This window comes from Caballeronia sp. LZ028, assembly GCF_031451415.1.
GTDB classification, from domain to species: Bacteria; Pseudomonadota; Gammaproteobacteria; order Burkholderiales; family Burkholderiaceae; genus Caballeronia; species Caballeronia zhejiangensis.
In genome coordinates this window covers 296,965-310,519 of sequence record NZ_JARUXN010000002.1, presented here as the reverse complement: position 1 = coordinate 310,519, position 13,555 = coordinate 296,965, and the positions used below count along the sequence as shown (strand labels likewise).

At 59.1% G+C, this 13,555-nt stretch carries 11 protein-coding genes; 4 read left to right on the top strand and 7 right to left on the bottom strand.

Annotated features, from left to right (window positions below; translation table 11 throughout):
• Positions 1-339: 339 nt before the first annotated feature.
• Complete coding sequence (locus QCE58_RS15615) at positions 340-648, bottom strand: hypothetical protein (protein ID WP_372492612.1); 309 nt, start codon at positions 646-648, stop codon at positions 340-342.
• Between the two features lie 116 nt (positions 649-764).
• Between QCE58_RS15615 and QCE58_RS15610 the strand changes: the two genes are divergently transcribed.
• Positions 765-1,220, top strand: a complete 456-nt coding sequence (locus tag QCE58_RS15610) for a YaiI/YqxD family protein (protein WP_250442147.1) — start codon at positions 765-767, stop codon at positions 1,218-1,220.
• A 10-nt stretch (positions 1,221-1,230) separates the two neighbouring features.
• Here the strand turns inward: QCE58_RS15610 and QCE58_RS15605 are convergent, their stop codons facing one another.
• The 3 genes from QCE58_RS15605 to QCE58_RS15595 all read right to left on the bottom strand — a co-directional run bounded on the left by QCE58_RS15605 (position 1,231) and on the right by QCE58_RS15595 (position 3,534).
• Positions 1,231-1,875, bottom strand: coding sequence for a DsbA family oxidoreductase (locus QCE58_RS15605; protein WP_250522631.1), 645 nt, complete (start codon positions 1,873-1,875; stop codon positions 1,231-1,233).
• Between the two features lie 39 nt (positions 1,876-1,914).
• A complete protein-coding gene (locus QCE58_RS15600; RefSeq protein WP_250522632.1) occupies positions 1,915-2,082 on the bottom strand; it encodes a hypothetical protein in 168 nt (55 codons plus the stop codon).
• A gap of 72 nt (positions 2,083-2,154) precedes the next feature.
• Complete coding sequence (locus QCE58_RS15595) at positions 2,155-3,534, bottom strand: replication initiation protein (RefSeq protein ID WP_250522633.1); 1,380 nt, start codon at positions 3,532-3,534, stop codon at positions 2,155-2,157.
• A 770-nt stretch (positions 3,535-4,304) separates the two neighbouring features.
• On the opposite strand from QCE58_RS15595, the gene QCE58_RS15590 reads away from it, so the two are divergent.
• A complete protein-coding gene (locus tag QCE58_RS15590; RefSeq protein WP_033535672.1) occupies positions 4,305-5,513 on the top strand; it encodes a ParA family protein in 1,209 nt (402 codons plus the stop codon).
• Positions 5,510-6,481, top strand: a complete 972-nt coding sequence (locus QCE58_RS15585; RefSeq protein WP_008345313.1) for a ParB/RepB/Spo0J family partition protein — start codon at positions 5,510-5,512, stop codon at positions 6,479-6,481. Before QCE58_RS15590 ends, QCE58_RS15585 begins: the two co-directional genes overlap by 4 nt.
• Before the next feature lie 1,639 nt (positions 6,482-8,120).
• Here the strand turns inward: QCE58_RS15585 and QCE58_RS15580 are convergent.
• Positions 8,121-8,864, bottom strand: a complete 744-nt coding sequence (locus QCE58_RS15580; protein ID WP_175982393.1) for a hypothetical protein — start codon at positions 8,862-8,864, stop codon at positions 8,121-8,123.
• A gap of 273 nt (positions 8,865-9,137) precedes the next feature.
• Here QCE58_RS15580 and QCE58_RS15575 point away from each other — a divergent pair, with 273 nt between their 5' ends.
• Positions 9,138-11,639 (top strand): glycogen/starch/alpha-glucan phosphorylase, encoded by a 2,502-nt coding sequence (locus QCE58_RS15575; protein ID WP_250522634.1) that lies wholly within the window; start codon positions 9,138-9,140, stop codon positions 11,637-11,639.
• On the opposite strand, the gene QCE58_RS15570 is transcribed toward QCE58_RS15575, so the two are convergent.
• Positions 11,636-13,042: a sugar porter family MFS transporter gene (locus QCE58_RS15570; protein ID WP_008345310.1), complete on the bottom strand. Its 1,407-nt coding sequence runs from the start codon at positions 13,040-13,042 to the stop codon at positions 11,636-11,638. The two genes, QCE58_RS15575 and QCE58_RS15570, sit on opposite strands and share 4 nt — an antisense overlap.
• Before the next feature lie 166 nt (positions 13,043-13,208).
• Entirely contained in the window at positions 13,209-13,388 is a 180-nt protein-coding gene (locus QCE58_RS15565) for a hypothetical protein (protein WP_250522635.1), read from the bottom strand.
• Positions 13,389-13,555: the final 167 nt, after the last annotated feature.

Below are 13,555 nucleotides of genomic sequence, written 5' to 3'. Positions count from 1 at the left end.
TTAGGAGGAACCGGTTCCAGAACCGGCTCAGAGCGAAACGCGAAAGTTCGTCCATGTCCGATATACCGGACAGACATCTGGCGTATCGGATCGAACTGCAGTGTTGGATGAGAAAATTCCGAGCACAAGCGGCCCGAACCCTAATTGGCGAGGGTTTTTTGATCAGATAAGGGGATGCGGCTACAGGCGCAGTCGGCTGACGAGCCGCCAGGACGCGCGAGCGGCGCGGCGGAATCACGGAAGCGATGGTTCGACGTTCGGCCGCGCGGCCCGACCCGGCCGAACCGGGTCATGGATTTTGCGTTCTATGTCTCGCGAGCCGGAACGTCGCGTCGGAAGCTACTGGCTGGCGCCCGCTCCGATCCCCGCTTTCTTCTGAGCGTTCTGCAAGTCCTGGGGATAGTTGGGATCATTCGCGCGGCCGGGGTTATAGCCCGCGTCCTCGAGTTTCTTCAGCTCGGCGTTCTTCTTGTCGCGCGCCTGTTTTCGTGCGGCTTTTTTCTCGGCTTTCGTCATGGACGCAGCTTGCGTCGCGCCGGTTGCGGTCGAACCGGTATCCTGCGCATAGGAAAGCGAGGCCGCGGATGCGCCCGCCACGCCCAGGAAGAATGACACGGCAATGCTTGCTAGCTTCGTTCTCACGGTGATTCTCCGTTCGCCTGGAGGACTTGCGTTGAGGAAAGTATAGGGCGCGCGTTTCGGCACTGCGCCCGTCGAGCATGCGACTTTCATTCGTCACGACATAACTTATCGGAAGCCAACGGATGCAAATCATCGTCGATGCCGACGCCTGCCCCGCCGTCGTGAAGGATATTCTCTTTCGCGCAGGCACACGCATGAAGGTGCACGTGACGCTCGTCGCGAATCAGTTTTTGCGCACGCCGCCCTCGCCGTGGATACGCGCGATTCAGGTGCCCGCCGGTTTCGATGTCGCCGACGCGCGCATCGTCGAGATGGCGCAGGCTGGCGATCTCGTCATCACGGCGGACATTCCGCTCGCGGCGGCGGTGATCGCAAAGGGCGCGTTCGCGCTCGATCCGCGCGGCGAATGGATGAACGCGGAGAACATCGAGGAACGTCTGTCGATCCGCGCGATGATGGATCAGTTGCGCGGCTCCGGCGTGCAGACCGGCGGGCCGCCGCCGTACGCGCCGCGCGACGGCAAGAACTTCGCCGCGCAGCTCGACCGTTTTCTCGCGAAGCAGCGGACGCCCGAATGAGCAGGCGGCTTCAGGCGGTCCCGTCGATGATCTTCCGGATCGCTTCCTCGAACGCCTCGGAAGGCTGCCCGCCGCTCACCAAATACTTCTGGTCGAAGATGATCGCCGGCACGGACTGAATGCCGAGTTGCTGGAACTCGCGCTCTTCGGCGCGGACTTCGTCGGCGTACGCACCGCTTTGCAGCACCGTGCGCGCCTCGTCGCCATCGAGCCCGGCGCTGCGAGCCGCTTCGACCAGCACGTCGGGGTCGCTCGTATCCTTGCCGTCACCGTGATAAGCGCGCAGCAGCGCGAGCTTGAGCGGCAGTTGCTTGCCTTCGATGCGCGCCCAATGCAGCAGCCGATGAGCATCGAACGTGTTGTAGACGCACTTGCGTTCGCCGAACGCGAAGCCTTCGCGCGCGCCGCGCTCGCGGATCATCGCCTGCGTCTCGCCGATCTGTTCGGGCGTGCGGCCATATTTGCGGCCGAGATAATCGACGATGCGCTCGCCTTGCGGACTCATGTCCGGATTCAGCTCGAAGGGATGAAGGGTGATGCGCGCATCGACGGTATCGCCGAGACGCTCCAGCGCGCGTTGCAGCGAAGAGAGTCCGACGGCGCACCACGGGCACGCGATATCGGAGACGAAGTCGATTTGGAGAGTGCGGGACATGAGGTTCGTGAAGATTGGAATCGAGTCGGACAGACTAGCTCAAATCGCCGATATCGGTTTGCGCGTGCCCTTCGCGGCATCCGCGAACAGGTCGAAGACTGGATTCACGATTTCGCCGCGCTCGAACTGGAGCCGGAAGAGCGTCAGGGCGGAACGTGGCTCGAGCCGATAGTGCGAATGCCCAATGTCGTTCTTGCCGTCGGGCATGGGGGATCGCGAAGCAAATGGTGGCGCGGTTGCTAAAGACCGTTAGTTGCGATCGATGCGATTGCGTAATGGTCAGTCCCTGCCCTTCGCGCTTTTCGACTTGTTGAAGACGTAGCCCGAGAAGCCGTCTCTCAGATCGGGATATTTCTGAATGATGGTTTCGACGAGCTCGCTCGATGGATCGATGCCCAATCTGCGCAGTGTCAGCTTTCCCGCCGGACTCGTCTTGTAGGTGCGCCGCCAGTCTTCGCGCTGCCGCGGCGTCGCGGCTTCGTACATCTCCCAGCCGCGACGGACTTCATCGACGATCCGGTTCTGAGCGTTCACATCCTGTGCCGCGACCTGCAATGCCCGACGCGCTTCGGCCTGTTGCTTCGCTTCGGTGTCGCGTTGATCGGTCAGCGCCAGATTCTCCTGAATCTGAACCATCTGGCGTTCCGCATCCGAGACGATCCAGCCTTCCTTCAGCGCTTTCATGAAGAAGCCCGCCGGACTCTTCGACACCTTGCCGAGCTTGAGGCTGAAACGCGTACGCTCGATTGCCTGCTCCAGACGTTCGTCGGTAAAGGTATCGCGGTCGGAAGCGATCTGATTCAACTGCGCGCTGGACAGACCGATTTCCTGTTTCAGCGTCAGATACAGCGCCTGCGCGTGCTCGTGCGTATGCAGCAGGCGCTCGGCCATTTCCTTGCGCTCGACGCGAAATCGCATGCGTCCGATCTTGCGTGAACCCGGTTCATTGCGCGTCTCATACGAGAGGGAAAGATCGGATACCTCATTAATTTGATCCACCGCCGGAGCGAGCCAATCGCGCTTGAAGTATTTGAATTCCTGCGCTTTTGCGCCCATCGTCCCCTGCCAGGCGCGCAATTCGTCGAGCGTGAACCAATCGGTTATACCCTCGGACGCGTAGGGAAGCAGATGGTCGTACATCACGCGCGCATAGCTGAGCGTGAAAAGCGAAGTGATGCGCAAGCTCAGCCAATGCGATTTCCCGGGACCGCGAATGATTCCGATGAGATCGGGCGGAACGCGGAACTGAAACCGTCCGCCGACGTATGAGATGCGTCCAATCAGTTGAACCGATCCGAACGGCTTGGAGCCATCGGCGTCGGCTTCCGCGGTCGCCTGAATGAGCGCCCTCTGCGCCTCGGTGATCACCTGTTCCAGATGCGCGTTGTTCCGGCTCGAGTAGCGCATGAGCCACTTGAAATAGTCGAGCTCGACGTCGTACAGGTCGTGAATCTTTTCTTCTTGCGCGACGATGAAATAGGCCGCGTCGATCAAGCGACGAGCCGCCACGCCAAGATCGACGATGCGGATCAGGACGTTCTTGCGCGAAAAGCCGATGTCCGAGCGGGCGGCTTCGACGGGCAAGCCCTGCGCATTCGCATCGTCGAATAGGGCCAGCGCCAGTTGTCTGGACGTGGCCACCTGCCCTGCTGTCGTCATTCCGTCTCCGTGTCCGGCGCTAGTTCATTGTGTCGAGCGGTACGTTAACGGCTGCAAGGTGAGCTGTCAACACAAACTACCTCACCTTTTGCAGGCGCGGACACAGGAAACCTCACCATTGCGTCGCAACCTACACAAATTTCCTCACCATTCTTGCCTAGACGCCTCACCTTGGGGTCCACTTCATCTCACCTTGACGGGGTAAACACAGCACCTTGACGCTCAATCAACATCACTTCAAGCACACTTTTCCTCACCTTATGGGTGTAAGTCGTTGATTTCATGAGCGTGCGCGTGAGACGTTAGTGGTGGTGAGTCTTTGTGTTTACAAAAATAACTAACCAACGGCCTTACTCATATAGACGGTGCATTTGATTTTTAACCAGCGGGACTATGGCGTTCCGCGCGCTTCGTTTAGGTGAAGTGAATTGTGACCAGCCGTCGAGACGCTGGAATCCAACTGCGCCGACGTTCGCGGAGGTGAGGTTTTTTGTGATGGGATCCGGCGTTCCACTGAGCTTCCGATGCCGTGGAGCGTTTCGCTGTCCTCTGAGCGTTTCGGGAATCACTGAAGATAGCTTGTATAAGTGGTTGATCTTATTGATAGTCTTGCACCTCCGCCCCGGTGCTTGCAAATTTCGATCAATTCCAATAGCTATTCATCACTGCGGCGAGTATTCTACGGTTCGACATCTAGTTACACCAAAACCGTGGAAACATCGGCGAGCGTGAAGAAAACGCCTCACCGTGGACTAAAAAGGAAGCACCGAATGAATTTGAGCGAACTGCCAGGGATTAATCGAAGGGTGAAGCTCTCCAACCTAGGAGAATTCGCAGAGCGTTTGTCGGTCATGACGAACGAACTGCGTGATCAGATCTTGGCACCACGGCCAAGGAAGACAGCGCCCGTGTTTACGATAGGCGAGCTGTCGGACATGTGCGGGATCGACCGGCAGAAGATCAATTATCTGGCGACAAAGGAAGGTACTGACCTCCCGCCGGGTGAAACGCACGGAACCGGGCGTGCGCGTATCTTCTCTCTGAAGGATGCCCGAACGTGGGTTCAGCAGGTCTCGGACATTTATCAGACGCCGCTTGTCACTGGTACGCGCGAACATCGCGGTCGCGTGTTAATCACGGCGAACTTCAAAGGCGGATCGTGCAAGACGACGACGTCGATGTGCATCGGCCAAGGATTGAGCTTGCGTGGTCGCAAGGTTCTCATGATCGACCTCGACCCACAAGCGTCGCTTTCGGAGTTGTGCGGCCTGTATGCGGAAAAGGACGTGACTTGGGAGGATACGGTCCTGCCATACATTTACGATCCGGACATGGAAGGCGGTCTCGCGTCGAAAGTGCAAAGCACGTATTGGGACGGACTCGATGTGATTCCGGCACACAACTATCTTCACGACGCCGAATTCCATCTGCCTACCGCGCAGAAGACGAACGCGAACTTCGAGTTCTGGTCGGTGTTGCGAAAAGGGATTGAGCCGCTGCGCGCGGAGTACGACTACATCATCCTGGATACCGCGCCTTCGCTCTCTTATATGACGCTGAACGGATTGATGGCGGCCGATTCGATGGTCATGCCGCTCGTACCCGAAAGTCTGGATTTCATTTCGTCGGTGTCGTTCTGGTCGTTGTTCGCTGAAGTCGCGAATGGTTTCGTCGAACACGAAGTCGACAAAACATACGACTTCGTTTCGGTGCTTCTCTCGCGGGTCGACTATGGCAATACATCTTCGGCGCCGGTCGTTCGCTCATGGTCTCAGCGCGCGTATGGCGACTGGTTGCACACCACTGAGATTCCGGCGAGTTCGGTCATGAGCAATGGCGCGTTGGCTTTTTCTACTGTCTTCGATCTTTCACGGGCCGAGACAGTCGCGAAAACTTTGGCGCGCGTAAAACAGCCGATGGTCGACTACTGCAAATGGATCGATGACCAGTACGTTGAGCAATGGAGGGCGGGACAATGAGCAGCCTTCGCGACCGAATGATGAGCAAGACCGCGGAAGTGCGTGCGGCAAAGGACATCCAACTCGATCCGCAGCAAGAGAAGGCGACGAGTCCGCGCACTGCGCCCGGAATGGCAGCGGCGTTGGCCTCGGCGCAGCAGCGCATCGCGCAACTCGAGCAGGCAGGTCCTGCGTCGGAAGCGCCGGTGTCGGAGATCGTTCCGAATCCCTGGCAGCCTCGGCAAGTATTCAACGACGCGAAGCTTGTGCAACTCGCCGAGTCGATCCGCGAAGCGGGTCTCGTACAGCCGATCGTTGTACGGCGCATCGGCACCGGATACCAGATCGTGGCGGGTGAGCGGCGCTGGCGCGCGCACAAGATGATCGGTAAGGAATCGATCAAGGTTCTTGTCGTCGATCTTTCCGACGAAGAGATGGCGATGCTTGCCCTCGTCGAAAACGTAGCGCGTGAAGATCTGTGCGACTACGAGATCTCGCGATCGATTCGACGGACCGAAAAGGAGTTTCCTAACCGCAAGCGCATGGCTGAAGCGTTGGGCATCTCGCGCTCCGAGTTGTACCGGTATCTTTCCTTTGGCGAGTTGCCGGATTTCGTCGTGCAGGATCTAGATGTGCAGCCTCGCCTGTTGGGAGCCACGGCCGCGGAGAATGTCGTCTCGGTACTGCGCGGGCGGAACGCGGCGGCGTTCGACGTTGCCAAGGGCCTTTGGGCGCGCGTGGTTTCGGGCGATCTGGATCAGTCGAAATTTGGCAAGGCGATCAAGCAGGCGTTGGATGACGAGCGCAAGCCGGCGCCGGCCGTAAGCGATCGCAGTATCGACAAGATTTTTGCGGGTGGATCGCAGGCAGGGTCGATCACGAGAGACTCAATGGGGCTCACGGTCAAGATCAAAGCCGGATTACTGACCGAAGAAAAGGAACGGCAAATTCGGGAGTTGGTTACACAGTTGTTTGCCGATAACAGCTAGTCGATTCCCTCCAGCAATTGGTCTTGATGCGGTGCGCTCGGCATCTGGGTCAATTTCCGAAGCTCCAAGAGTGTCTCAACTTGGGACACGCGCAGCGCGAAGTCACGCTCGTGCACTTCCTCTAGGTTGATCTAGCGAGTGTCCCGACTTGGGACACTCGATCTCCGCAGCAACCTCGGCCGTTCACGCCCGGGGCGCAAACTTTCCCACACGCGCGCATCGAAAGGACTCCCACGGTTGTTTGCACGCCAACTCGTGAACTGATGCAATTTCCCAGTGGGAACGAGCTGTCTCAACGGCAGGACTATTGATGGCACGCACCATCGATGCACATGAGGCGCGCGAAATATCTCGATTTCGATTCAGGCGCATGGTCATCCGGTTTGGCGCAGAGGACGACGCAGCCACTACTCCAAGCGCGTCGATGCCAGTCACTCTCAGCGTGGGTGAATAGCAGCTTGGGAAAGGCAGAGCCTGCCAACATCCGAAGCTTGAATGTAAAGCCTGAACGTCCTCTTAGCGATGCGAAACCAACGGAGAAGCCGGTCACCGCCACTCGAGCAAGTACTTCGCCTAGAAAGCTGCTGAACAATGATCGCTCCGATCGTTCGTGAAACAATCGACGCCCCGTTTCCACTCCTGCGATCGCTAGACAGGACGGGCTTTGCGGCCCATTTTCAAGGGTGATCTGGGAGGATGTTTCACGAAATCGTCTGCCTGAACAGAGGGTATCGGCATAAAAGGAACCGGCGAGCGCTCCGAAACGCGCATAACGGCCGCATCGTGACGAATAAGACGAAAAATGTAGCGCTCGATACGTCCGCAGTGAGGCGTCGAAGCTGCGTTAGACGGCGTTTCGCTGGTCGCGGCGAAGAACACCCGTCGCGACTCCGGATGGGGCGACGGAAGACATCGATGCGCCAGACCAACCTTCATAAAATGCTGCGCGGATCAGCAAACTTTCCGCTTGCTCCCTCGTCCATTCAGACTGCTTGCCGCCCGCGTGCTGGTGAAAAAGCTCGGACGGAACATGCGCGAGCCGCAGGTATCTGAAAGTTAGGCTCAGCGTCCCCGCTCGTTCGCTCTAGCGAACTTCCGCGCGCGCGACAATCCCGAAGAGCGCTCATCACGCGCGACCGGGATCAGTCGCGGGAAGAAAATGTCGAGCACCGCGACCATCGAGAGCAATACGACGGCAACGAAGACCATCGTGCCAAGGAACTCGAGCAAAGACATATTCACCTCGTCCGGTCGCATAGTTTTGTATTGGAGATCTACTGGACTCAGTGTGAGCGAGGCATGGCAAAGTCGATGTCGCGATCAGCCGGGACAACAGGCATCTGTTCGACGCTTCAAATTTCCGTCCGCGCTTAATGTCTGGAATGCGCGCGGGCTGACCGAAATGCGTCCGCGGGCGTCCGGCGCGTCGAAATTCAAAGTCAGACGCAAGTGGCGAGTTGTCGGCGGAAAGGCCCTTGCGCAACGCCTACCTTGTATATTTATTCGGTATCCGAAATAATGTGGCCGTGAAAATGCGCGCGGGATGCTTAGCGCAAATAAATCCGGACGGGCAAAGCTCAACAGGCCGCCGGCAATCCGATCCGCAACTGGGAGTGCGCGACGCGCACTCCACGCGACATCACTTCGTAGCGGCCACCACGAAGGCGTCCGATCTGTCAGGTAGCGTCAAAGCTCCTAATACCTGACTGTTGCTGAAAAAAACGACGCCCGTAAGCTTCGCACCCGGATATATGCAGGGCGCGGGTCCAAACGTGATCGTGGCGTCCAGCACGTCTTTGTCGCCATGAGGCGTGGCGGCTCCGCTGAACGTGCAGCCGCTCAAGCCTTCACCCTTGATCGAGCCGTCCTGCCCGATTACAAAAGTGGCGGTCTCGCCGTCCTTCGTCGATCCGGCCGCGCCCGAATACGTCCCGGCAACGGACGACAGCGCCACCGGACGTTCATAGTTGGCGTCATAAACCACGTTGAACTTGATGCTGTTCTGCTTCGCCGTGCTCGTATAGATCACGCCCTGAACGCTGTTCTTCGCGTTGTAGCCCGCGAGGACGGGCGTATCGGTCGCAGCCTTGCCGCTTATGTCGAAGGTGCGCGCATTGTCCGACTGAAAAGTGCCATGAGATGCGGATGCCGCACCCTGTACCAGACCTAGCGCGTTTGTCGTCGTGTTCGCATACACGAAATAGAAAGCGCCAGTCTCGAGCACTACGCCGCCCACGACGTTGCCGTTCGCATCGGTTCCGGAATAAAGGCCTTGTGCAGCGTTAGCCTCGGGCGCGCTCGGCGCATTATCGGAACTGCCGCCGCCCCCACCGCATGCGGCCAAAACGACTGTAACTGCAGATACTGCGACGACGCGTTTCATATTTTTCTGATGTCTGAACTTGCGCTAGCGGCAAGCGAATGAAATAAGCGATGACCGGAATCTTGAACTGGTCCGACAGCCTTTGAAGCGGCAGGCCATCGTGGTCCCGCGATTGCCGAATTTGGCCTTCCCCTTGGGGATAACGGCATGGAAGCGCACGACTTGAGGGCGTATGCTATTCATCGATGCGCCATGACGCAGCACTGTCAACGGCCGGACATAGAGCCGGCACATTCTTGTCGAAGCCCGGTACGCAGGGAGAGAGGACAGATCATGGATGACACGCCCACCATCGAATCGCGGATCAGCGCCGAGCCCGCGCGCAGCGGACTTGGCGTCGAGGCGCTGCAGCGCGATATCGTCGATAACCTCATCTGTCTGCAGGCGCGCTATCCGGAGATCGCCACGCCGCACGACTGGTACATGGCGCTCGCCTACGCCGTCCGCGACCGGATGATGACCCGCCGAGTCGCCACCACGCACACCTATGTAGCGCGCGACGCAAAAGTCGCGTGTTATCTGTCCGCTGAATTTCTCATCGGCCCGCAGCTCGGCAACAACCTGGTCAATCTCGGCATAGAAAGCAACGCGCGCGAAGCGTTGCAGGCGCTCGGACTCGACCTCGATACGCTGCTGTCGATCGAAGAGGAACCGGGCCTTGGCAACGGCGGCCTCGGACGCCTGGCCGCGTGCTATCTCGACTCGCTTTCCACGCTCGAAATCCCGGCGATCGGTTACGGAATCCGCTATGAGTTCGGCATCTTCGATCAGGAAATCCGCGACGGCTGGCAAGTGGAAATCACCGACAAATGGCTGCAGAAGGGCAACCCGTGGGAAATCCTGCGCCCTGACGTCGCGTTCTACGTGAACTTCGGTGGCCGCACCGAAAGCTCGACCGATGAAGCGGGCCGCTTTCATGTGCGCTGGATTCCTGCCTATACGGTCAAAGGCGTGGCCTGCGATACGCCGATCCCCGGTTTTCACGTCAATACATGTAACTCGTTGAGGCTCTGGAAAAGCGAGGCAGTCGAGTCGTTCGATCTTCAGGATTTCAATGCCGGCGACTATTACGAAGCCGTGCACGAGAAGGTGCTTTCGGAGACGCTGTCGAAGGTGCTTTATCCAAATGACGAGCCCGAAGCGGGTAAGCGCTTGCGGCTCGCGCAGCAGTACTTCTTCGTTTCGTGTTCGTTGCAGGACATGTTGCGCCTGCTTGCGCTCAAGGGCGAGCCGATCAATCGCTTGCCGGACATGTTCACGGCGCAATTGAACGACACGCATCCGTCGATAGCCGTCGCCGAGTTGATGCGCCTGCTCGTGGATGAGCGGCAACTGCCTTGGGACGACGCCTGGGACATCACGCAGCGCACGCTCGCCTATACGAATCACACGCTGTTGCCCGAAGCGCTCGAAACGTGGGGCTTGCCATTGTTTCAGGGCTTGTTGCCGCGATTGATCGAGATCATCTACGAGATCAATCGCCGCTTCCTCGATGATGTCCGCCAACGATATCCCGGCGATGAAGCGCGGATCGCGCGCATGTCGCTGATCGACGAAAGCGGCACGAAGCGCGTACGCATGGCGCATCTTGCGACGGTCGGCAGTCACGCGATCAACGGTGTGGCCGCGCTCCATTCGGCACTGCTCGAAAAGACGGTGCTGCGAGATTTCGCCGAGCTATGGCCCGAGCGCTTCCATAACGTGACCAACGGCGTCACGCCGCGCCGCTTCATGATGCTCAGCAATCCGGGTCTCGCGAAACTGCTGGACGAGGGGCTGGGGGAAGGTTGGGCGACCGATCTCGGCAGACTGCGCAAGCTGTCCGAATACGCCGACGATGCCGCATTTCAGGAACGCTGGCGCAACGTGAAGCAGGCGAACAAGCAGATCCTCGCGGATAAGATCAAGAGCGCGACGGGCATCGTCGTCGATCCCGCGGCGCTGTTCGACATACAGGTCAAGCGAATCCACGAGTACAAGCGGCAACATCTGAACGCGCTATACATCGTGACGCAGTACATGCGTCTGCGCCGCGATCCACAACTCGCGCTGACGCCGCGCTGCTTCGTATTCGGCGGCAAGGCCGCGCCGGGCTACGCGATGGCCAAGCTCATCATCCGGCTGATCAACGGCATCGCTGAAGTCGTGAACGACGATCCCGCGATGAACGGCCGCCTGAAAGTCGTATTCTTCCCGGACTTCAACGTCAAGAACGCACACTTCATTTACCCGGCTGCGGACCTGTCCGAGCAGATCTCGACCGCGGGCAAGGAGGCTTCGGGCACCGGAAACATGAAGTTCATGATGAACGGCGCGTTGACCATCGGTACGCTCGATGGCGCGAATATTGAGATGCGCGAAGAAGTCGGCGATGAAAACTTCTTCCTGTTCGGCCTGAATGCGGACGAAGTGGAACGCGTGAAGCGCGAAGGGTATCGTCCGGCCGACTATGCGGATGCGAATCAGACGTTGCGGGAAGTGCTGGAGTTGATCGGCAGCGGGCACTTCTCGCGCGGAGATCGAGAGATATTCCGTCCGCTGGTCGACAACCTGCTACACCACGATCCGTTTCTGGTGCTTGCCGACTATGCCGCGTACGTCGCGCGTCAGGAAGATGTGAGCGCCGCCTGGCGCGACGAGCGGCGCTGGACTCGCATGTCCATCCTGAATACCGCCTATGCAGGCAAGTTCTCTTCGGACCGCGCGGTTCACGAATATTGCGAGCGGATCTGGAATATCCGCCCCGTGAAGATTTCCATCGAACGACAAAACTAGTTTTTCTTCCCGAGATCGCGCAGACGCTTGCCGGCCATCAGATCGTTGCCGAGTTTCTCGAGCGAAACGCCGCGCGTCTCGGGCACGTAGAAGAACACGACGACTGCAAAGATGACGTTGAGGATCGCATAGAGCACGAAGGTGTTCGCTTCGCCGACGGTCGACAGCAAGCTCAGGAACGTGGCCGCGACCGCCATGTTGGCGACCCAGTTGACGAGCGTCGAAACGGCGATGCCGAAGTCGCGCCCTTGCTGCGGCTGGATCTCCGAGCACAGGATCCAAACGAGCGGGCCGGCAGACATGGCGAACCCCGCGATGAAAAGCAGCAGCGACGCGACCGCCAGAATCTGTGCCGTGAGGCCGGCGACTCCGGCATGCAGCAGGAACCCGAGCGAGCACATGCCGATTGCCATGATGGCGCATCCCGCATAGAGGATCGGCTTGCGGCCCCAACGATCGACGAAGGCAATGGCGCCGAAGGTCGCAATGACGTTGACGAGGCCGACGATGACTGTCGCCCACAGTTGCTGTTCATGAGTCGCGAAGCCGGCCAGTTCGAAGATGCGCGGAGCGTAGTACATCACGACGTTGATGCCGGTGAGTTGCTGGAACACCTGCAGCACGACTCCGAGCAATACCGAGCGACGGAAGTTCGCGTTTTGCCGCAACAGGCTCCATCCTCGCTGGGGCCGCGTGTTGTCTTCGTTGACCTGTTCGAGTTCGGCTTGCACGTCGGCGGGATTGGCGTAGAAGCGTTGAAGGACGGCGCGCGCTTCGTCGGCGCGGTTGCGTTGAAGCAGCCAGCGCGGGCTATCGGGAAGGGCGAGCACGCCTGCGAGGAAGAAGACGGCGGGAATCGCGATGACGCCGAGCATCCAGCGCCAGTCGGCCACGTACGACAGTCCGATGTTCGACAGGAAGGCGGCCAGGATTCCGACGGTAATCATCAACTGATACGTCGAGATCATCGCGCCGCGTACTTGTCGCGGCGCAACCTCCGAAAGATAAAGCGGCGCGGTGAAAGACGCCATCCCGACCGCGAGGCCCAGCAGCAAGCGTGCGCCGATCAGATGAGCCGGACTCGCCGCGAACCCGGACCATAGCGATCCCGCAATGAAAAGTATCGCCGCCAGCACGAGCGCATAGCGGCGTCCGAGACGCCACGATAGCCAGCCCGCACCCAGTGCGCCGATCGCCGCGCCTACCATCATCGAGCTGACGATCCATTCTTGTGCGCGATCGCTCAGAACAAAATGCTTCGCGATGAAAGGCAGTGCGCCCGAGATCACCCCGATGTCGAGGCCGAACAGCAGGCCGGCGAGCGCCGCCATCAGGCAGACGAAGAGACCATATCGTCCGGTTTTCGTGGATGTCGGGACGCTGCGGTCGGCGAGGGTGCTCATCTGAGTTGTCTCCAGGTTGCGCTTCAAACCGGTCACGGTGGCAGTCGGGCGGCTTTGCTTCGACCATGCGACTGCGCACATGATCGAAGATGAGAATTAGCACGGGATGAGCGCGCGATGAACGACGCCTGAATCGTGTGACCGGCCGACATCGTACCGGTGAGCGTCAATTGCCGCCCAATGCCATCGCCGCGTTGTTGTGCCTGGTCAATTCTTCGTGCGCGTGCGATCTGACGTGCACAGACGCCGGTGACACGCGCCGCTGCTCGGCTTCGAATTTGCCGCCCGAAATGACCCGATTATTTTTTTGGAAAAGGCGCTTGACGTCGTCGAAATAGCCCCGCATAATTCGCCTCCCGTTGAATGACGGCGCGCAAGAAAGCAAGCGAATAGCGAAGCAAATAACTGCGCAAATGCTCTTTAAAAACTAACAGCCGATAAGTGTGGGCGCTTGATGGCGAGTGCGGCTGGTTCTTCGGAATCGGCGATAGCAAAAGTATCAAGAGTCTCACA

Coding starts and splice junctions, on each gene's coding strand:
- QCE58_RS15610 (WP_250442147.1), top strand. CDS start 765: ATGCAAATCATCGTCGATGCCGACGCCTGCCCCGCCGTCGTGAAGGAT.
- QCE58_RS15605 (WP_250522631.1), bottom strand. CDS start 1,875: ATGTCCCGCACTCTCCAAATCGACTTCGTCTCCGATATCGCGTGCCCG.
- QCE58_RS15600 (WP_250522632.1), bottom strand. CDS start 2,082: ATGCCCGACGGCAAGAACGACATTGGGCATTCGCACTATCGGCTCGAG.
- QCE58_RS15595 (WP_250522633.1), bottom strand. CDS start 3,534: ATGACGACAGCAGGGCAGGTGGCCACGTCCAGACAACTGGCGCTGGCC.
- QCE58_RS15590 (WP_033535672.1), top strand. CDS start 4,305: ATGAATTTGAGCGAACTGCCAGGGATTAATCGAAGGGTGAAGCTCTCC.
- QCE58_RS15585 (WP_008345313.1), top strand. CDS start 5,510: ATGAGCAGCCTTCGCGACCGAATGATGAGCAAGACCGCGGAAGTGCGT.
- QCE58_RS15580 (WP_175982393.1), bottom strand. CDS start 8,864: ATGAAACGCGTCGTCGCAGTATCTGCAGTTACAGTCGTTTTGGCCGCA.
- QCE58_RS15575 (WP_250522634.1), top strand. CDS start 9,138: ATGGATGACACGCCCACCATCGAATCGCGGATCAGCGCCGAGCCCGCG.
- QCE58_RS15570 (WP_008345310.1), bottom strand. CDS start 13,042: ATGAGCACCCTCGCCGACCGCAGCGTCCCGACATCCACGAAAACCGGA.
- QCE58_RS15565 (WP_250522635.1), bottom strand. CDS start 13,388: ATGCGGGGCTATTTCGACGACGTCAAGCGCCTTTTCCAAAAAAATAAT.